Genomic DNA, 20,281 nt, shown 5'->3' on the forward strand with positions numbered 1-20,281 from the left:
CGCAGAAGAAATTTAAAATGTAACCTTGCCTCAACTTTGGACACAGCTAAACTGTTATGATAAAAAATATTTTAAAAGGCATTACTTCTTACGCCAATTCTTTTAAACTTATTGCACAACTAAAATTGTGGAAATATTTTTTTATACCCATTGGTATTAGTATTGTAACTGCTGTTTTTATTGGCTTTACTAGCTATACACTTGCGGACGATATTGGCGCTTTTATCTCCAAAATTTGGAGATGGGATTGGGGAAAAGAAACTTTTACCTCTATAAGTAATTTTGTTGGTGGTGCAACGGTAATTCTCCTTGGACTTGTACTTTATAAGCATATTGTAATGGCATTATCTGCTCCCTTTATGAGTCCTGTATCCGAAAAAATTGAAGCGCATTTTACAAAAAATACAAACCACGAGCATAGAAAAACTTCTTTTAATGACCAACTTTGGAGAGGTGTTAGAATAAACTTAAGAAATCTTTGGAAAGAGATTTTATTTACTATTCCACTTATAATCTTAGGCTTTATTCCAGTAATTGGTATTGCATCTACCATTTTAATATTTTTGGTTCAAGCATATTATGCAGGTTTTGGTAATATGGATTATACCTTAGAACGTCATTTTAAGTATAAAGAAAGTATTCAATTTGTAAAAAAGAATAAAGGGTTTGCTATTGGTAATGGTATGGTGTTTATGTTATTTCTTTTAATTCCTGTTATCGGAATTATTTTAGTCTTACCTCTATCCGTAACAGCAGCTTCTAAACAAACTGTGGCTATTTTAGAAAATCAAAAACATTAAATCTAGTGGACTTGAATTTTGATTCTTATTACCTAGAACCAATACAAGAAAAACACGCTTGGGGTTTATGCGATTTTGTCACCTCTAATTCGGATAGATTAAAACGCTATTTCCCTGTAACATTAGCAGCAAATGTAACTCCAGAACTAGCTGCTATTTTTACAAATAAAAAAGCAAAAGAGTTTCTAAACAACCAAGAGTACCTATTTATTCTCCGAAGCAATTTAGAAAAAAACATAATCGGTATAATTTATTTAAAAGAACTAAACTGGCAAACTAAACAAGGAGAACTAGCCTATTGTATAGGGTATAATTATGAAGGGCAAGGTATTACAAGTAAAGCCATTACGGTTTTAACAAAATGGGCTTTTAGTCAAAAAGCTTTACAAACGCTGCAAATAATAGTACATAAAACAAATACCGCAAGTATAAGAGTTGCTTTAAAATGTAACTTTACATGGCAAAAAACGTTGCCTAAAGAACATACTCCTCCTAATGAAGATTCGTTAGATATGGAGTTATACGAACGTTGTAAGTAATGGTTAGTCTTGAGTTTAAATAAAAAAATTATATTTGCTTAATGTCTACTAGGATAGAAAATATAAACGCTGATTTAATTAACTGGGCTATTACCCGGGCAGGAAATGAATTGGATGAATTCTATTTTAACAACCCTGCTGTTGCTGAGTGGGTTGCAGGAACGAAGAAACCGACAATAAAACAATTAGAAGATTTTACACATAAGGTACATGTTCCTTTTGGTTATATGTTTCTCAATCAACCGCCTCAAGAAGAAATTCCAATCCCTTTCTTTAGGACGGGAAATTCTCAAAGAGAAATGGTTTCTTTAAACGTATACCATACAATTCAAATCATAAAAGAAAGACAGAATTGGTTAACTAACTATCTTCAAGAAAGTGAATATCCAGACTTAGAATTTGTAGGAAAGTATAATGTAAACTCCGATTATAAAGAAGTTGTAAATGATATTCGTAATACTTTAAATCTGACAGTAAACTGGGCAAGTAAACTTGGTACTTGGGAACAAGCACTAGACCATTTAACATTACAAATTGAAGAAATTGGTATAATTGTAAATTTTAATGGAATAGTTGGTAATAATACTAGAAGAAAAATCCCAGTTGACGAATGTAGAGGGTTTGTAATAGTAAATAATAAAAGTCCATTTCTTTTTATTAATTCTGCTGATGCAAAAGCTGCCCAAATGTTTACATTGATTCACGAGCTTGCACATATATGGTTAGGAGAAAGTGCAGGTTTTGACAATAAACAAATGTTACCGGCTGATGATCCCATTGAGAAATTTTGTGATAAAGTAGCTGCTGAATTCCTAGTACCCGAAATATTTTTCAAAGAAAAATGGAATAGCACTCAAAACATTAAATATCTGAGTAGAGTTTTTAAGGTTAGTCCTATTGTTATAGCTAGAAGAGCTCTTGACTTAAAATTGATGTCTAGGACATCTTTTTTTCAATTCTACAACGATTATATCTCTGAATTTCAAAATAAAAAGGATACTCAAAGTTCTGGAGGGAATTTTTATGCAACTGCAAAAAAACGAATAAGCTTAAGATTTGCAAGCTATGTTAATAGTGCTGTAAAAGAGAATAGCCTTCTTTATCGAGATGCATATAGATTGACAAGCTTGAAAGGAAACACCTATGAGAAATTTATCAATGAATACTTATATCAAGCATGAGTAAATTCATTGTAGATTCCAACTTTTTTATTCAAGCACACCGCTCTATTTACCCACTAGATGTAGTTCAAAGTTTTTGGGTGAAAATTAATGACCTTGCAATGAATGGTACCATAGTAAGTATTGATAAGGTTAAAAAAGAAATTTTTGATAATGCTTCTCATCAAGATGAATTAAAGATTTGGTGCGGAGATAATCTTCCAAATGATTTTTTTATAAATACTGACTCTGTATTAAACAATTATATATCTATTGTGAATTGGGTAAATTCTAGTCATTTTACTGAACGTGCTCAACAAGAATTTCTTGCAACAGATTTAGCCGACCCTTGGTTAGTCGCTTTTGCCATGAGTAATGGATGGACAATAGTTACTTATGAAAAAAGCGAGCCAAATAGAAGGAATCGAATTAAAATCCCTGAAGTTTGCAATCAATTTAACGTGAGGTATATAAATACTATTGAAATGTTAAGGGAATTGAATGAAAACTTTTAAAACATACTATCTACAACAATTTGTATAGTATATCTGTACTCTACGGAATACAAACGCGCTATACAAAAGATATTACAATTCAATAAACTAATGCAGATAATTGAAAAATATGATCGCCAGTTTGAGTATTTAGGTATCCTAATTAATCTTTTAATAGCCTACCAATTTTATAAAATTTGGAGTAATCCAACTATAAATGATGCTTCTACTGTTTCCGCATTGGCAGCACTAATGGCTTTTGAGTTTATTATGGTCCACTCTGGTGTATTTATGGCTGTAATGCCTAGAAAAATATCTTTATACGTATTATTTCCAGTGTATGGTCTTTTTGCACTTGCTTTTAATGCTGCAACAGAGAATAATATTATATTAATAGCTTACTTAGTAGTTATATTTAATCGTATGCGTTTTGCATTTTCAGATGTAAGTCCGGCTTTAAAAAATAGAGCAATATTAACTTCTGTTTTGGCTGCAATTATATATTTTATATTGATTTTTGTAATTATGTTTACTATGAATTCCATTCCGGAACTTGGGTTACATGAAGAGTACTTAGAAATTTCTGGTTATAATGCCGCAAAAACATCCGGTGGTGTGTTTATAGACACGCCACATATTGCCATTTTTTTTGGACTAATCTATTATTGTTTTTTAGTACTAATTGAAGTATTATTACTTTATAAGCCACAAAATAAAAACCCGCCTATAAATATTCCTGATTTATGAAAGATACTTTCTACGCCTATATTCAACAACTACAAGACACTATAACTACTAAATTAGAAGAAGTAGATGGTGTTGCTACATTTAAAGAAGACCTTTGGAAAAGACCAGAAGGCGGTGGTGGTAGAACACGTGTTATAGAAAATGGAGCTGTATTCGAAAAAGGTGGGGTAAACATTTCTGCAGTGCATGGTGCTTTACCAGAAAGTATGCAAAACTATTTTGGAGTAAAAGATGCCGATTTTTTTGCTTGCGGACTAAGTTTAGTATTGCACCCTAAAAACCCAATGGTTCCCACAGTACATGCTAATTGGCGTTATTTTGAAATGTATGACAAACAAGGTAACATTGTAGATCAATGGTTTGGTGGTGGTCAAGACCTTACACCCTATTATTTATTTGAGGAAGACGCTATTCATTTTCATAATATATGCAAAATTTCCTGTGATAAACACAATCCATCTTTTCATAAAAAATATAAAGAACGATGTGATACTTATTTTTGGAACGCACACCGTAATGAAGCAAGAGGCTTAGGAGGCTTATTTTTTGATTATTGTAAAGCAACCGATGATATGTCTATGCAAGGCTGGTATAATTTTGTAACCGAAGTTGGCAATAGCTTTTTAGAAGCATATATACCAATTGTTACAAAAAGAAAAGACTTACCATATAGTAAAGAACAAAGAGACTGGCAAGAGGTTAGGCGTGGCCGTTATGTAGAATTTAACTTAGTACATGATAAAGGAACTTTATTTGGGTTACGCACCAATGGCCGTATAGAAAGTATATTAATGAGCTTACCTCCACATGTACAATGGCATTATAATCACCATCCAGAAAAAGGAAGCGCAGAAGAAAAATTACTCCAAGTTTTAGCAACTCCAAAAGATTGGGTTTAAAACTAGATTATGCCGAAAAAAGGAAAAGAAAAAAATACGGTAAGCAAAGCAAAGCATACTAAGTTAATGAACCGTAAAAAGAATAAGCTTAAAAAAGAACAGGAGACTAGAAAAGAACGACTAAAAGCTATTGTAAAGCTAAGTCAAGAAAAAGCAAAAGATAATTAATGGAAAAAAATTGTTTCTGCGGTAGCAAAAAATCATATACGATGTGTTGTAATATACTACATAACAATATATTAAAAGCAAAAACAGCAGAGCAATTAATGCGTTCTAGGTATTCTGCATTTGTTATGGCAAACGGAGACTATTTAATGCAAAGTCACCATTCTACGACCAGGCCAACTAAAGATAAAGAAGCAATTATTGCCTGGACAAAGGCTGTTAATTGGATTAAGTTAGAAGTTTTAGAAACAACCAAAGGAGCTGAAAAAGATACTGAAGGGACTGTAACTTTTAATGCGTATTATTACGAAAATGGAAAGGTTAATGTTTTAAATGAAAAATCAGCCTTTGTAAAAGAAAATAAGCATTGGGTATATTTGGGTTTAGCAGACAAAAGCTCATCAAATATTTAAACGTACTACAAAGGAAAAAAATTTTTGAAAAAACATATCTTTGAAAACATGGAAGAAGTAGAGTTATTAAAAATTGTAACAGAGTATTTTAAGTCTAATATTTTTGAAAATCATAAATCGAGCTCTATTAAAACACACTCCAAATTAAAATCTTATAAAATAAATCCTATTGTAGTAAAATATTTATCCAAAATACTAGAAAAAGATTTTACACCAATTGGTATTGCAAAGGCACTTTATTACCCCCGCGTTCTTGGAACGTCTATAAACACCTCTTTTGGGACACGAATACAGAATATGTTTGTAGCTTTAAAATTAGCTGAAGGCTCTTTAATTAAAGGAATGGATATTGAGTTTATTGATAAAATTGATGGTAGAAAAAAATGGTGTCAATTAAAGTCTGGTCCAAATACAATAAACTCGGAAGATGTTTCTCCTTTATTAAAAAAATTTACAACAGTTACCAATTTAGCTAGAACAAATTCTCTAGCGATGAATAATTCAGATTTAATATTAGGTGTCTTATATGGCGAAGAGAGCCAATTAAGTCAACATTACAACAAAATTAACCAACAATTCCCTGTTGTAATAGGAAAAGATTTTTGGCATAGAATAACTGGTTTACCTAACTTTTATGACAAACTAGTTCAAGAATTAGATACTACTATTTCTTCTTTAGACACAGAAGATTTTTTTAATGAAGGATTAGAGCTATTAGCATCAGAAATAAATGACTCAGAATTATTTAATTTTGAATAATAATTATTCAAAAATTTAATAATAGAATATCCTAATTCTTGACCTAAGTTACAAGGTACTGCATTTCCAATTTGCTTATATTGTTGTGATACAGAACCACTAAACTCCCAACTATCTGGAAAAGTTTGTATTCTAGCATACTCTCTTACTGTAAATGGTCTTGTTTCATCTGGGTGGCATCTTTCGGTTTGTTTTTGAGCAGGACTACATGTAAGCGTTAAACTAGGTTCATCCCAACCAATTCTTCTTGCCATTCCTGTTTTTCCTCCTCCCAAATAAAAGCTCTTACCCATGTAAGATTTTTGAATAGCAATAGGTAAATCTCTCCAATATCCTTTTGGAGGCACCAATTGTAATATTTCTTCTTTATGTTTAGGATACTTTGATCCAGGAGACTTAGGAACATCAGAACTATATAATTCTCCCTTTTTTAAAGCATCAATTAAATTATAAACTTTTCTATGCTTCTTTGGATATTCGTAAGCTATATCAATATCTTTTCTTATACCAACAAGTATTAACCTCTCTCTTTTTTGTGGAACTTTATAGTTTATCGCTTTTAAAACTTCAACGGGAACAACATTATAGCCTATTTCATCTAAAATTGAAATCATTCCTTTGAGAGTTTCTCCTTTTTCATGGGATAAAAGACCCTTTACATTTTCACCAATACAAATTGGCGGGTTAACTTCTTTTATAACTCTTGCAAATTCGTAAAACAACGTACCACGAGCATCTTCTAAACCTAATTTCTTACCAGCATAACTAAAAGCCTGACAAGGAAAACCACCAGTAACTATATCAACTTCTTCTTTATATTTATGAAAAGAGAAAGATTTTATATCGCCTTCTAAAACATTCCATTTTGGTCTATTTTTACGTAATGTTTGGCACGCCCATTTATCAATTTCATTTAGAGCTACACATTTAATTCCTGCTTTTTCTAAACCAATTGCTAAACCTCCTGCTCCTGCAAAAAGTTCCAAAACCTTGTATTCTTTTAATGGAGCTATTGAATTATCAGTTTTCTCATCTATTTTATCAGAAAATAATTCAAGAAAAGTATTTAATTGTTCCTTTTTATAAACCCGGTAGTTGCTAATAGGTTCCCTAACTGCACTAAGTTTTCCTTCTTTATCCCATCTTCGTAAAGTTTCTTTACTTTTACCAATAATTTCTGAAGCCTCAGAAAGTGAATAATAATCCTTTATACCCATGTTACACAACCTTACACATTGGTTACAAATTTATAGGAAAAATTTGAATAATAAAATTAAGTTCTTTGTTCTTTTCCATTTATTTTTTGTTATGCTTTTTTCATTTTCATGCAACTCCAGAAAAAAAGGAAAGAGTGATATTGAGGTACTCTTTACTCCAGACACACTAACCGCTGGTTATACGTATTGGTGGCCAGAATCTGGTCCTTTTATTGGAGAATGTAGTACAGAACTTTCCTTAGTTTTTAGAGGTGTAGTTACCCAATTAAAAGAACCAACAGATGAAGCTGGCCCCTTATACACTTCCCAAGACGGAATTATAAAATTAGAACAAGTATATAAAATTAAAGATATAGGTGCCAATAAATATACCAATCAAAATTATTTTAAAACAGACTGCTTTAATGGTTTAGACTTAAAAGTTGGAGATGCTGTTTTAGTTTCTTGTTATGATTATGAAGGAGATTATACTATCCCTGGCAAAAAATCTATTCTAAAAATATCTGGCGATAGTGACCCTATAATAAAATCCATAAAAAAGTATATTGATAAAGACCAAAACCCAATAAAAATTAGAAAAGATATAAAGCTTTGGGAAAAACATTTTTTAGATAGCGCACTAGAAAAGCAAATTCGTTGTAAGCAAGAAATGCTTAAAAACAACTAACATTACTACTTCCAGATTACTGCTTTTTTAGTTGGTTTATCTTCGGTATTGGTAATATGCAAAATTCGTGCTCTAAGTAATATGGCTCTACCAGTTTTTTGTCTGGTATAAATTAATTGGGCACTGTCCATATTTTTCTCCCAATGCTTTAAAAAGAGTAGCGCTCTTTCTTTTTTATCCCCAAAAATAGTAGGTACTACATAAAAGCTTTCTATACCTAGTTGCTTTTTAAACCAATGTTTTCTTAGTAATAAATACCTAGGGTTTTCTATAGGTGCTAAAACCTCTTCTAAAGCGGTTATAAAAATAGAGCTTTCATAATTTGTAGCTCCTAATAGCATACAAGAGATTGTACCATAAGTATCTAAATTAGTTTCTACTTCCAGTTTTGCATTTGAAGTACTTATATACCCTAAATCTTGCATGGTATCTACTATTGCCCAACCCATTTTGGCTACGTGTTTATGTATTTTTCCATAAGTTATATAAAGCTTTATGGCTTTATAGGTTTTTATGCCAAAACCAAACACAAAGGCAGATAGTAAGGCATAAATAAATTGTAACCAACCTCTTGTTAAAAGAACGGTCATATTCTTAAGCAAAAACTCTGGCAAGAAAAAAGTAAGCATTGCAACTATTTCTACAAAACTATAAGCAACCATATCTTTATAAAGTAGTTTCTTTTGTTCTATAAAAGGTGTTTTACTGCTATGGTATTTTTTTAATTCTCTTTGTAAACCAGTACCATTTAAAACCGCTTCTTTCCATTTGCTTTTAATCTTTGCTCTGTTAGCGGCTGCAACTAAAGCCTCTTTATTTGCTTTAGAAATTTCTTCCTCGGTACCCATATTGGAAACAGACAACCTATCTAGCCCACTTTCTATATATACAGGATTTTCCTTAGAAATTCCCATAAAAGCATCAAAACGCCTAGTTAAGGTTTCATAATCCTTTCCTTTATTTTCATCGGTTGGGTCTATACAGGCTAAATGCCAAATAACAGCAGTTTTATTTGGGTTTCCTTGTTGGGAACGAATGGCTCTTCCTCGCATTTGGTTAGAAGAAACAAAAGAACCTACAAAAGATGCTAAGATTAATGTGTTTATGGCTGGAGCGTCCCAACCTTCGCCTAAAAGAGACTTTGTACCAATTAGTATATTAATAATCCCATCTTGGAATAATTTTGTTAGTATCTCTACAACAGTAGTATTTCCAGAAGTGGCACTTTGTAGAATTACAAAATCAGCATCAGACTCCAATACAGAAAAATTGAATTTCATTTGTGGATACCTTACCAACAATTCTGTTTTAGCATTTGTGCTAATAATAACTAAGCTTCCAGTTAATATACCAATTGTTTTTTTGTTAACATTAGATGTTTTAAGCCTATGAAATATGGGCATAACCCCTAATTTGTTAATCTTGGAAACTTCATTTTCTTTCGTATTTAAATATTCTTTTCGAATATAGTCTGTTAATACAACCGTACGCAATTCTGCTCCTAAATCTTTCTGCGCAGATTCTGCAATTGCCACGATACTATTTAACTTACTAGCACTTGTAGAAAGGGTTTGATAAAAGAGTTCGGAACCTATTAAATCAATTCTTTTGGTTTTTAAAACCCCTAGTTTTCGCAATTTCTTCTCCCACTGTTTTAAGAGAACTTCATATTCCTGTAAGTTTTCTCTATCCTGAAAAAATAAGTGATTAAGAAGTATACGCAACCAATGTGTATTAAGGGCAGGAAAATCTACCAACTCTTCTTTATCAAAACCCAAAACCTCTAATTTATCTGTTGCAATTGGTATATGTACACTTTGCAAATAGATAAGTAAAGCCGAGAAATAAGTAGGGTTTTGGTAAATATCTTCTAAATACGTTTCAGTCTGGTGTAAAAAACGATGGTTCTTTATTAGCTTTCTAAAATCAATATCCGCCTGTAAATCTTCTAATAATTGTGCTACTTTTTGTCGAAACTCATAAATGTAGTTTATGGTACTATCCTCTGGTAAAGAAAAATGTACAAAATCTTGGTGTGCACATAAATCGCCCTCTTTAACTAAATCTGGTACCGCAATTTCATCATCAATTGGGCCACATAAATCAAAATAACGTTCTACCTCTGCACTACCACTATCATAAGGTGGTGTTGCTGTTAAGGCAACTATAGTTAGGTTTAACTCTTGTTTTATAGCATACAAACATTTCCACCATTCATTTTTTAAGTGATGTGCTTCATCTAAAACCAATGTTTGTATCCCCTGTTTTTTAAAAAATTGAATAAAAGCCTCTTGTGATTGCTGCTTTTTAAAAAACGCATGTAATCCTTGGTATGTACTAAAAGTAACGTCTAAAGGCTTAGAGATAGCAAAAGAGAACGCCGTGAAAGGTTCTTGACCAACAAAAAACTCTTGCAATCTGTTTTCCCACTGGTTACGAATAGTTAGGGTTGGTGCTAAAACCAATGTCTTTTGGCTTAATTGCCTAACTATTTCTAATCCTAAGAGTGTTTTTCCAGAACCTGGAGGTGCAATAACATGTAGATGATTATCTGTAATATGCGATTCAAAATGCGCTAAAAACGCTGCTTGATACCTTCGCCAAGGAAATTTAAAAGATAAAGACGTAAAGCTAGGAATCAACTACAAAAGGATTTTAAAGACAAATATTAGTATAAATGTAAACAAACAACGTTTTACAATCCAATAATATTGGCGTTAGCCACAATTCTATTGCCGTTTTTCTTTTCTTTGTAATATAAAATACTATTTAAGAAATTATGTACCCACTTATAAGAAATAGAAGATTACGTAGTAATGCAGCTGTTCGCAGATTAGTTCGTGAAACCATAATAACTCCGGATGATTTTCTAGTGCCACTATTTGTTGTGGAAGGAAAAGGTATAAAAAAAGAAATTCCGTCCATGCCTGGGCAATATCACTTAAGCTTAGAAAATTTACAAAAAGAAGTAAAAGAACTATGGAATATGGGACTTTGCGCGGTGTTACTTTTTGCAAAAGTTCCAGATAACCTAAAAGACAATAAAGGAACGGAAGCCTTAAATCCAGACGGACTAATGCAACGTGCTGTAAAAGCTGTAAAAGATGCTTGTCCAGAGATGCTGGTAATGACCGATGTTGCTTTAGACCCATTTTCTGTCTACGGTCATGATGGTATTGTTGAAAACGGTGAAATAGTAAATGATGCATCTTCCGAAGTTCTTGCAGAAATGAGTGTTTCTCATGCAGAAGCTGGAGCAGATTTTGTTGCACCAAGTGATATGATGGATGGTAGAATACTAACCATTAGAGAAGCCTTAGAAGATGAAGGGTATACCAATACTGGAATAATGAGCTACAGTGCAAAATATGCTAGTGCCTTTTATGGTCCTTTTAGAGATGCATTAGATTCTGCTCCAGTAGACAATAAAAATATTCCAAAAGACAAAAAAACCTACCAAATGGATTACGCTAATAGATTTGAAGCTATTAGAGAAACCCAAATGGATATTGATGAAGGTGCAGATATTGTAATGGTAAAACCAGGTTTATGTTACTTAGACATTGTTCGTGAAATTAAGAACGAAGTAGAGGTACCTGTTGCAGTTTACCAAGTTTCTGGTGAATATGCTATGCTTAAAGCTGCAGCAGAAAAAGGGTGGCTAGACCATGATGCTGTTATGATGGAACAACTAATAGCAATTAAAAGAGCAGGAGCAAATATTATTGCTAGCTATTTTGCTAAAGATGCAGTAAAACTATTAGGCTAAAAAAATTAAATATAAAAGTTTAGCATTTAATACTTTTTGGTATATAATAAATACTAAGAATAAAACCATTACCAAAGCATTCAATAATAATCATAAAATACATTTAATCAATACTTTAAAGTTAATCATATACGATTTATTTTGCTCACATAATTGTAAAATTGTCTTTTTATGATGGTTTATAAAAGCAATTACAATGAATTAACTACTACCAAAAAAAATAAACGCTATTATATTTATCCGTATTTTTATACCTTAAACACTATTCATGGCACTTCTTATATTTTATGCTTTAATATCTATATTCTTTTCTTTTCTGTGTTCTATTCTAGAAGCAGTATTATTAAGTATTACACCAACTTTTATTACCGTAAAGAAAAAAGAAGGAAAAGCATTTGCTTCTACTCTAGAGGAGCTTAAAAAAGATGTAGACAAACCACTTATTGCAATACTTACCATTAATACAATTGCCCATACTGTTGGTGCAATATTAGTTGGTGTACAAGCAAAAGTTGCTTACCAAGAAATGTATGGCTCTGTAAAAAAATCTTTCTTTGGAATACAATTCTCGGAAGAACTTATGGTTGGTGTAGTTTCTACCATAATGACCTTACTTATTTTAATTGCTTCAGAGATTATTCCTAAAACTATTGGCGCAACCTATTGGAGACAACTTGCTAATTTTTCTGCAAAGTCTCTTAAAATAATGGTCTTATTTCTAAAATGGACAGGTCTATTATGGATTTTACAGTTATTTACAAAATTAGTTGGTGGCAAAGGGCATCATGGTAGCGTTTTAAGTAGAGAAGATTTTACTGCAATGACAGATATTGCGCATGAAGAAGGGGTTTTTCAAAAATCGGAATCTACTATTATAAAAAACTTATTACGTTTTGATGAAGTTCTTGTAAAAGATATAATGACGCCTAGAGCTGTTATGAAAATTGCATCAGAACAAAAAACCATTCGGTCTTTTTTTGATGAAAACCCTAAATTACGATTTTCTCGTATTCCTGTATTTAGTGAAAAAGTAGATAATATTACAGGTTTTGTGCTTAAAGACACAATACTTGAAGAGATCATAAATGATAATGATGATATTCCGTTATCTGAGATAAAAAGAGATATTTTAATTGCCAAAAGAGATACTCCTATACCACAACTTTTTGATATTATTATAGCGAAAAGAGAACATATAGCTTTGGTAGTAGATGAATATGGTTCTGTTAGTGGTTTAGTAACATTAGAGGATTTAATTGAAACGCTTTTGGGCTTAGAAATTATGGATGAGAGTGATAATGTTGCAGACCTACAGCTCTTAGCCAGAAAAAAATGGGAAACTAGAGCTAAAGAAATTGGTATTATTGAAGAAAATACAAAGTTAGAGTAAAAATGGAAGAGGCATTTATTAAAACTCCATTAGGTATTGCTAAAATAACAGGCAATGAAAATGGTATTGCCTCTATTATTGTTCTAAATTCTGATGTTCCTCTTACCACTATTATACCAGAAGTTTTAGAAGATGCTGTGTACCAACTTCACGAATATTTTAAAGAAGAACGCAAAGTCTTTAATTTAACCTTAAATCCTGAAGGAACTAGTTTTCAAAAAAAGGTTTGGAAAGCTTTAAAAGATATACCCTATGGAAAAACAATTTCCTACATGGATTTATCTAAAACCTTAGGAGACCCAAAAGCAATACGTGCTGTGGCAGCTGCAAATGGCAAAAATCCGCTTTGGATTGTAGTGCCATGTCATAGAGTAATTGGTAGTGATGGCTCACTTACAGGTTATGCTGGCGGTCTGCATAGAAAAAAATGGCTATTAGAATTAGAAAGTCCATCGAAGCAACAATCGTTGTTTTAACAGTAATAAATAAAAAAGAGTTTAGTGACTTTTCTAATTAAAATAGAAAAAGAAACTAAACTCTTTATATATAAAACGTATAGAAGTTTACATTCTGAAATACGCCTATTTTCTTTCGTATTTAGCATATTCATAGGTATCCGAATCATTATCCTCGCAACCGTATATTCCCCATTTTAAAACATCCTTTCCATCAAATTCAGACTTAATATCATAAGCTTCTAAATCATCTTCATAAGCATCTTCTAAAGGTGTAATTTTATACGTGCCATCCTCATTTTTTTTCCACTCACCGCTTTCATAAAACTCCCCATCTACTATTTCAATATAAGTGCCATCTGCTTTAAAAGTATAGGTATTAATAACACCAACATCTCCAGGTCTTGAAGTTTCAATTTCATCCGTATCACAATAATATGAATGTTCAGAAACAAAGTTCCATTCGCCAATTAAAAGATCTACATCTGCAAGTTTATCTTCAACATTTGCATCCTCTTCTGAACAAGCAGTAAAAAGAATAAGTAATAAAAAAGTTAATGGTAATTTAAAAAAATAGTTCATGGTTATAATTTTGGTTTATTATTGAGTTCTATAAAACGCCTTACAACCATATTATTGTATAAATTATATTTTTTTCTTATTTGATTAAAGAGATTTATCTTACATTTTATAGAAAACAAGCAGAAAAGAAAGCAATATTTTTTAATTATTACAAACCAATTAGTTGGTTTTAAACCCTTATAGCTACAAACAGAATGGAGTTTTTACTTTTCATCGATACTAAAACATCAAAAAAAGAAGTTTTAGTAATTAGCAATAGGTTTTTTAAAACTAAAAACCGACTACCTAGTTTATTTACATATAAACAAACGTATTTAAAAGCGTACCATAAAAACAACTGTAAACAGGGTGTTTTAAACCTAACAGTAACCGTAAATTTGTTACTGAAACCATTATTTTTAATATAATGAAAATACCATCTTTAACAGAAATTACCACTAAAGCAGAAAGTGCTTTTAAACGTTTTCCTATTACATTAGTGTGGTCTATTCTAGGCTCTTTATATTGTATGAGTATTGTAGGAGATTCTTCGTTAGATTTATTTGATGACAAATCAAATGTATTACTCACGCTAAGCTTGGGTATAAGCTGGCTAATTGGTATTCAATTTTTTGTAGAACAATTTAAGAACAAGAAAAAATGGCTCTGGTTAAAAGTAGTTGTCCTTGCCTTATTGGGCTTTTTTTACTGGTACTACCCTAGTGTATACCATTATACACAAAACCCTATATACCTAACTAGATTTTTCCTTTACCTTATTGCAGGGCATTTATTTGTGCTTTTTGCTCCATTTCTAGTTAAATGGGATAAAAATGCCTATTGGAATTACTTAAACCTAACTGGAGTAGCTATAACTAGAAGTCTGTTTTTTTCAGGTATTCTTTTCTTAGGCTTAGTTTTAGCTTTAGTTGCTATTGACGCTCTTTTTGATATTACAATTAAAGGAGAAAGATACGGGCAGCTCTTTATATTTTGCATTGGTATTGTAAATACATGGATTTATTTAGCAGATTTTCCTAAAAATGTAATACAGAATACTAGCATACAATTTAACAAAGCAATTGAAGTATTGGTTAAATATATATTAATACCGTTAGTTATTCTTTACCTATTAATATTATATGCATATAGTGCCAAAATTGTTATAGAATGGGAATTACCTAAAGGTTGGGTTTCCTATTTAGTAATTGCACTATCTGTTTTAGGATATGTAATTCAAATCATAATAAACCCCATTCAAAAAAATATAAAATCATGGACAATTAATAGATTTTTTCCTTGGTTTTACTTCTTATTAATTCCTTTAAACATACTACTTTTTGTTGCTATTTTTAGGAGGATTAATGATTATGGAATTACAGAAAATAGGTATTTTGTACTAGCAATTGCTATTTGGAATGTTGCCATGATAGCATATGTATTACTTAGCAAGAAAAAAGCACTAAGAACAATCCCTATTTCTTTATTTGCAATTGCAATTTTTTCTTCCTTTGGTTTTTGGGGAGCGCATAGTGTTGCAAACGCAAGCCAAACAAGGCAATTCGAAGAAATATTTAATAAAGTAAAAGAAAATAATAATGTTGCAAGTCAATCAGAATTATACCAACTAAAATCTATTTTAACCTTTTTAGAAGAACGAAAAAAAGTAACAAACTTAAACGCTGTTACCCAATTAAATATAGAAGACTTTAGAGAAGAAAGGGAGGAAGATAATATGTTTGGCTATTTAAACAAACACAAAATCTGGGAAAAACTTGCCATTAAAGTAGATACTAATACTGTAGATAAAATAGAATCAAAAAATATATACTATTATAGAAATCATTACAGTAATAATAAGTTTTCTGCACCAATAGAAGACTATGATTATTTTACGTATTTAAACTATTACAACACCAATAAAACAGTGGATGCTGGAGAATATGACATAATTCTAAATATGAACACTTTAAAGATGCATGTTACATCAAAAAAAGATAGCCTTAATACTATAGAAATTCCTATTAAGAATAAACTTAGTACGTTTATTGGACAAGGGCCAAATCTAAATAATTTAGATGCAACAAATTTTACAATAGAGGTTAGTAACAATAGTATGCAAATTAAAATGTATTTATCAGAACTAAGTTTTAGAGTTTCAAATGATAAAGATTTATTGTTTGATAGTTTTAAAGCTTTTCTATTCCTAAAAGAAAATTAATTTATGCTACAAAAATTAAACTTAGACTATATACTTTTCTTAGATATTGAAACTGTTCCAGAACAAGAGCATTTTGGCAATTTAGAGGACGATAAAAAGGAACTTTGGGAACAAAAATCTAGATACCAACGAAAAGATGAATATACTGCGGAGGAATTTTACGAGCGTGCAGGTATTTGGGCAGAGTTTGGTAAAATTGTTTGTATATCTGTTGGGTATTTTAATTTTAAAGGAGATATAAGAACTTTTAGAGTTACTACTTTTCATGGAGAAGAAGCTGTTCTTTTAAAAGAATTTAAAAATTTAGTAGTTTCTCATTTTAGTGGCCCAAAACATATGTTATGTGGGCACAATGGTAAGGAATTTGATTTTCCTTATATAGCTCGTAGAATGATTATACATGGTATAGACTTACCTTATAAACTAAATATGTTTGGCAAGAAACCCTGGGAAATTCCGCATTTAGATACCATGGAACTATGGAAATTTGGCGATTATAAACATTTTACATCGCTTAAACTTATGGCAAATGTTTTAGGAATTCCTTCGCCTAAAGAAGATATTGATGGCAGTATGGTTCGCGAAGTGTTTTATAAAGACAAGGATATTGACCGTATTTGTACCTATTGCGAGTTAGATGTTATTACTACAGCCCAAGTTTTTCTACGTTTACGCAATGATGAGCTTCTTGTAGATTCTGAAATTAAGCGTATTTAATCTTTATAAAATTTAGTGGTAGACATTCCTTTAGAAGAATCAATAACTAAAATATACATCCCAGAAGATAAATTAGATACTGGTATCCCCTCCTCTGGCACGTTACCATGTTCTACCTCTAAACCTGCTGTAGATATTATCTGAAAATGACTATCCTCTTCTTTCTTTCCATTTATTTTAATAATATCTGTAGAAGGGTTTGGGTAAATAGAAATACTTAAATCATGAACACTATGTGCTTCCAAAATTTCATCTAAAACCGTAGTTTCTCCATTAAAAGTAAAGGAATAAACTAAACTATATTCCGATGCTACATTTTCATTACAAAAAGTACGTAAACGCATTTCATAAGATACACCTATCTCTAAATCAGGCATTTCAAAAATATTCTCATTGGTATATTTCGTAATCCAACTAGATTCTTTAACCTCTTTATATTGTATTTCATATAACCCATCTGGAATTGCATCCCAATGTAAAGATGCTTTATCTTCATTTCCCTCTACTTTTAAATTAGCAGGAGCTGTAACACTACATTCTGTAACTGCAACACCAGAAACTATTAAAGAAAAGTTTTGTAAACCATTGGTAAGTTCTCCTTTATGGGAAATTGTAATAGTATATTCTCCACTAGCGTTATTAATATCTATACGTTCAAAAGTATCTACTTTATTATCTCCTTTTTTTGCTGCTTGTGTTGCATTTGCAGCACTAAGTTTCCAAGGGTAATAAATGCCAGAGTTTTGAGAAATTCTAATATCTAAATCGTTTACTAATGCTGCTTGTGTATTATTTACCACATCTCTATTAATAAAGCTCGATGCTGGGTCTGTCCATGAAATAGATGCAAATAATTGCTCTCCTTCTGGTATTGTAACTGTTATGGAATAGGTTTCTCCTTGCGATAAACTTTCTTCTATAATATAACTTTTATACTCTTTATTTGATAATACCTCAGCTGCTCTCTTTGTATTCATTACTCCCCATCCCATTTGGTAATCTGGTCCGGCCTCATTTACATCATCTGCAGTATGTAACACCAATCCTTTTAAGGTTGCTGCTTTCATAAAAGTACCATATAATTTTTCATGGTACTGTTGTAATAAAAGCATAGAACCTGTTATTCCAGGCGTTGCCATAGAAGTGCCCGTAGAAGAATTATAACTAGTATCACTATTAGAATAAGCTGCAAAAACATTGGTTCCGCTACCTGCAATATCTGGTTTTATTCTACCATCATCTACAGGACCAAAACTACTATACGATGCTACTGATGCTTTTGTTAGATCGCCATTACTATTAATTTTGGCATCTGCAGCAGCAACTGTAATTCCATTTTTACAGGTTGCAAACCCTAAAAGCATATCATATCCTTTACCAACTGCTTCTGCTATTGGCTGGCTATTATTACCAGACTTTTGAGCATTTCCTGCTGCAGTAACCATTAAATAATAAGGAGCGTTATACATTATATTATCCCAATCTTTAGTTACTCTTAGGTAAGAACCAAAATACCAATCTGGTACACGGTCTGTTTTTATACCATAAGAATGGTTAGATAATAAAAGTCCGTTTGCGGCAGCTTCCGTTGCTTCTATTTTATCCCTACTCCAATCGCTAGTTATTCCTGTAGCCTCAAAAGCAACTCCTTTTGCATTAGATTTTTTGCCAGATGCTAACAAGGTTCCCATTACCATGGTTGGGTGTGTTCCAATTATTGTGGTATTATCTGCTATGGTTACTCTAGAATCAAATTCGGTATGGGTATCACGTGCTATTCCAGCATCCCAAACCCCTACTTGCATTCCTTTTCCCGTAATTCCTAAATGTAATAAACCATCTTCATAAAGAGAGTTTGCCCTAGAAGTAACACTTACATGATCGGCAAAAGTGGTATAATATATTGGGGAACCATCTTCAGCTACATCTAACAATTCGGTAAAAGTGCCATCTTGTAATTCTTCTTTTAGTTTCCAACCATTCTGTTTTGCTAAGGTCTTTATTCTTTGTTGCTTCTTAGCATATTGGTTTTCTAACTTTGAGACAGTTTTTCTTAATTGGGTACTATTATTAGCCTTAGCAATCTTATTTTTTTGCGTTTTATTCTGGGCCGATAAAGCAACCGTACAAAGAATAAAAGAAAAACACATAGCTAATTTAAAAAGCCATAGACAAGTAGGTTGTTTATTGCTCATAAGTATATTGTAAGATTTGGACTACAAATATATTTTATAAACAAAAAAAGAAGCTAAAAAGAAATCGGTTTTCGATGAACTACCTATATGTTTTAAAGCTTATGTTGTGAAAGTGCAAAAAAACGATGTGTAAGAATAATATTACGAATTAAATTTTAATTGTATATACACTGGAAAGTGATCGCTGTACCCTCCTATATATTTTTTACCAGCAAAAGTTCTATAAGGACTCCCTTTAAACTTACCTTTATATTCTGTTAAAAAAGTATCATCAAAAATATCTGCATCAGAAAAACTATGGGTATTCTTTTTATAATTAAAGAAATTATGAGAGATTATAATTTGATCAAATAAACTCCAGTTTTTCCTGTAACTAGTGCTACCTCTATGGTTTGGGGAATGTAATTTCTCCATGGGGTTGTAAAGTGTAGAATCTTCTACCAAAGTTTGTATACTATCAGAGGTTGGGTTGTCATTAAAATCGCCCATTATAATATAGTTTGGGTCTATTTCTTCCTCTTCTATTGTACTCATATATTTACGCACTGTTTGTGCTGCTTCTATACGTTTATAATCTGTTTCCTTACTTCCATCTCTTCTAGATGGCCAATGATTTACAAAAATATGTACTAGTTCTCCATTTAATTTTCCTTTTACATATAAAATATCTCTAGTCGTATCTCTAACCCCTTTTAAACTATTTATAAGCAAAGGAATTGCTTCAGAGTATAACACTTCAAACTTATCTTTTAAGAACAATAGCCCTGTATCTATACCGCGCTCATCTGGAGAATCATAATGCACATAATCATACCCAATATCCTTTAATGGTTCTGTTTCAATTAATTCTTTAACTACCTTTTCATTTTCTACTTCTGCAATACCAATTAATACTGGTGGTTTTTTAATAGTATCGTACCCAATTTTAGAAATTACCGTTGCTAAACGTGATAACTTTTTAGCATATCTTTTTGGAGTCCATTTCTTAAACCCTTCTGGTGTAAAATCATCATCTAAAGTATGCTCTCCATCTACCGTATCAAACAAATTTTCTAAATTATAAAATGCAATTGTATATAGGTCTTGTTCTTTATCTTTCATATATTAAAGAAA

At 31.5% G+C, this 20,281-nt stretch carries 20 protein-coding genes; 15 read left to right on the top strand and 5 right to left on the bottom strand.

All coding sequences use genetic code 11. The features are described from left to right. The first annotated feature begins 56 nt into the window (after window positions 1-56). From Q0820_RS03490 to Q0820_RS03530, 9 genes are all read left to right on the top strand, one after another. Window positions 57-800: an EI24 domain-containing protein gene (locus Q0820_RS03490; protein WP_298485131.1), complete on the top strand. Its 744-nt coding sequence runs from the start codon at window positions 57-59 to the stop codon at window positions 798-800. Between the two features lie 5 nt (window positions 801-805). After that, window positions 806-1,339, top strand: a complete 534-nt coding sequence (locus tag Q0820_RS03495; protein WP_298485132.1) for a GNAT family protein — start codon at window positions 806-808, stop codon at window positions 1,337-1,339. A 41-nt stretch (window positions 1,340-1,380) separates the two neighbouring features. Beyond that, on the top strand, window positions 1,381-2,520 hold the full coding sequence (locus tag Q0820_RS03500; RefSeq protein ID WP_298485134.1) for an ImmA/IrrE family metallo-endopeptidase: 1,140 nt from the start codon (window positions 1,381-1,383) through the stop codon (window positions 2,518-2,520). After that, the gene (locus Q0820_RS03505; protein WP_298485135.1) at window positions 2,517-3,014 is read left to right on the top strand and encodes a DUF4411 family protein; all 498 of its coding nucleotides are present in this window, start codon (window positions 2,517-2,519) and stop codon (window positions 3,012-3,014) included. Before Q0820_RS03500 ends, Q0820_RS03505 begins: the two co-directional genes overlap by 4 nt. A gap of 90 nt (window positions 3,015-3,104) precedes the next feature. Next, window positions 3,105-3,740, top strand: coding sequence for a hypothetical protein (locus tag Q0820_RS03510; protein WP_298485137.1), 636 nt, complete (start codon window positions 3,105-3,107; stop codon window positions 3,738-3,740). Then, complete coding sequence (gene hemF, locus Q0820_RS03515) at window positions 3,737-4,639, top strand: oxygen-dependent coproporphyrinogen oxidase (RefSeq protein ID WP_298485138.1); 903 nt, start codon at window positions 3,737-3,739, stop codon at window positions 4,637-4,639. The genes Q0820_RS03510 and hemF overlap by 4 nt, the downstream gene beginning before the upstream one ends. Window positions 4,640-4,648: 9 nt before the next feature. Further along, window positions 4,649-4,807, top strand: coding sequence for a hypothetical protein (locus Q0820_RS03520; protein WP_298485140.1), 159 nt, complete (start codon window positions 4,649-4,651; stop codon window positions 4,805-4,807). After that, a complete protein-coding gene (locus Q0820_RS03525; RefSeq protein WP_298485143.1) occupies window positions 4,807-5,217 on the top strand; it encodes a YchJ family metal-binding protein in 411 nt (136 codons plus the stop codon). The genes Q0820_RS03520 and Q0820_RS03525 overlap by 1 nt, the downstream gene beginning before the upstream one ends. Window positions 5,218-5,241: 24 nt before the next feature. Beyond that, the gene (locus Q0820_RS03530) at window positions 5,242-5,976 is read left to right on the top strand and encodes a PmeII family type II restriction endonuclease (protein ID WP_298485145.1); all 735 of its coding nucleotides are present in this window, start codon (window positions 5,242-5,244) and stop codon (window positions 5,974-5,976) included. On the opposite strand, the gene dcm is transcribed toward Q0820_RS03530, so the two are convergent. Beyond that, on the bottom strand, window positions 5,865-7,193 hold the full coding sequence (gene dcm / locus Q0820_RS03535; protein ID WP_298485146.1) for a DNA (cytosine-5-)-methyltransferase: 1,329 nt from the start codon (window positions 7,191-7,193) through the stop codon (window positions 5,865-5,867). The two genes, Q0820_RS03530 and dcm, sit on opposite strands and share 112 nt — an antisense overlap. A 91-nt stretch (window positions 7,194-7,284) precedes the next feature. Between dcm and Q0820_RS03540 the strand changes: the two genes are divergently transcribed. Next, entirely contained in the window at window positions 7,285-7,860 is a 576-nt protein-coding gene (locus tag Q0820_RS03540; RefSeq protein WP_298485148.1) for a hypothetical protein, read from the top strand. A 5-nt stretch (window positions 7,861-7,865) separates the two neighbouring features. On the opposite strand, the gene Q0820_RS03545 is transcribed toward Q0820_RS03540, so the two are convergent. Continuing rightward, a complete protein-coding gene (locus Q0820_RS03545; protein ID WP_298485150.1) occupies window positions 7,866-10,502 on the bottom strand; it encodes a DEAD/DEAH box helicase family protein in 2,637 nt (878 codons plus the stop codon). Window positions 10,503-10,639: 137 nt separating this feature from the next. Here Q0820_RS03545 and hemB point away from each other — a divergent pair, with 137 nt between their 5' ends. The 3 genes from hemB (at window position 10,640) to Q0820_RS03560 (ending at window position 13,495) form a co-directional block, all read left to right on the top strand. After that, window positions 10,640-11,629 (top strand): porphobilinogen synthase, encoded by a 990-nt coding sequence (gene hemB / locus Q0820_RS03550; protein WP_298485152.1) that lies wholly within the window; start codon window positions 10,640-10,642, stop codon window positions 11,627-11,629. Window positions 11,630-11,897: 268 nt separating this feature from the next. After that, window positions 11,898-13,019, top strand: coding sequence for a CNNM domain-containing protein (locus Q0820_RS03555; RefSeq protein ID WP_298485154.1), 1,122 nt, complete (start codon window positions 11,898-11,900; stop codon window positions 13,017-13,019). Window positions 13,020-13,021: 2 nt separating this feature from the next. Beyond that, window positions 13,022-13,495: a methylated-DNA--[protein]-cysteine S-methyltransferase gene (locus Q0820_RS03560; protein WP_298485156.1), complete on the top strand. Its 474-nt coding sequence runs from the start codon at window positions 13,022-13,024 to the stop codon at window positions 13,493-13,495. Between the two features lie 105 nt (window positions 13,496-13,600). On the opposite strand, the gene Q0820_RS03565 is transcribed toward Q0820_RS03560, so the two are convergent. Further along, complete coding sequence (locus Q0820_RS03565) at window positions 13,601-14,056, bottom strand: hypothetical protein (protein ID WP_298485157.1); 456 nt, start codon at window positions 14,054-14,056, stop codon at window positions 13,601-13,603. A 406-nt stretch (window positions 14,057-14,462) separates the two neighbouring features. On the opposite strand from Q0820_RS03565, the gene Q0820_RS03570 reads away from it, so the two are divergent. Further along, window positions 14,463-16,256 carry a DUF4153 domain-containing protein gene (locus Q0820_RS03570; protein ID WP_298485159.1) on the top strand — a complete coding sequence of 598 codons (1,794 nt, stop codon included), beginning with the start codon at window positions 14,463-14,465 and terminating at the stop codon, window positions 16,254-16,256. 3 nt (window positions 16,257-16,259) lie between these two features. Beyond that, window positions 16,260-16,973 carry a 3'-5' exonuclease gene (locus tag Q0820_RS03575; RefSeq protein ID WP_298485161.1) on the top strand — a complete coding sequence of 238 codons (714 nt, stop codon included), beginning with the start codon at window positions 16,260-16,262 and terminating at the stop codon, window positions 16,971-16,973. Here Q0820_RS03575 and Q0820_RS03580 read toward each other — a convergent pair. Both Q0820_RS03580 and Q0820_RS03585 read right to left on the bottom strand, forming a co-directional pair. Next, window positions 16,970-19,168, bottom strand: coding sequence for a S8 family serine peptidase (locus Q0820_RS03580; protein ID WP_298485163.1), 2,199 nt, complete (start codon window positions 19,166-19,168; stop codon window positions 16,970-16,972). The two genes, Q0820_RS03575 and Q0820_RS03580, sit on opposite strands and share 4 nt — an antisense overlap. Window positions 19,169-19,309: 141 nt before the next feature. Further along, on the bottom strand, window positions 19,310-20,269 hold the full coding sequence (locus Q0820_RS03585; RefSeq protein WP_298485164.1) for an endonuclease: 960 nt from the start codon (window positions 20,267-20,269) through the stop codon (window positions 19,310-19,312). Between the last annotated feature and the right edge of the window lie 12 nt (window positions 20,270-20,281).

The organism is uncultured Maribacter sp. (assembly GCF_947495965.1).
Classification (GTDB): Bacteria; Bacteroidota; Bacteroidia; order Flavobacteriales; family Flavobacteriaceae; genus Maribacter_B.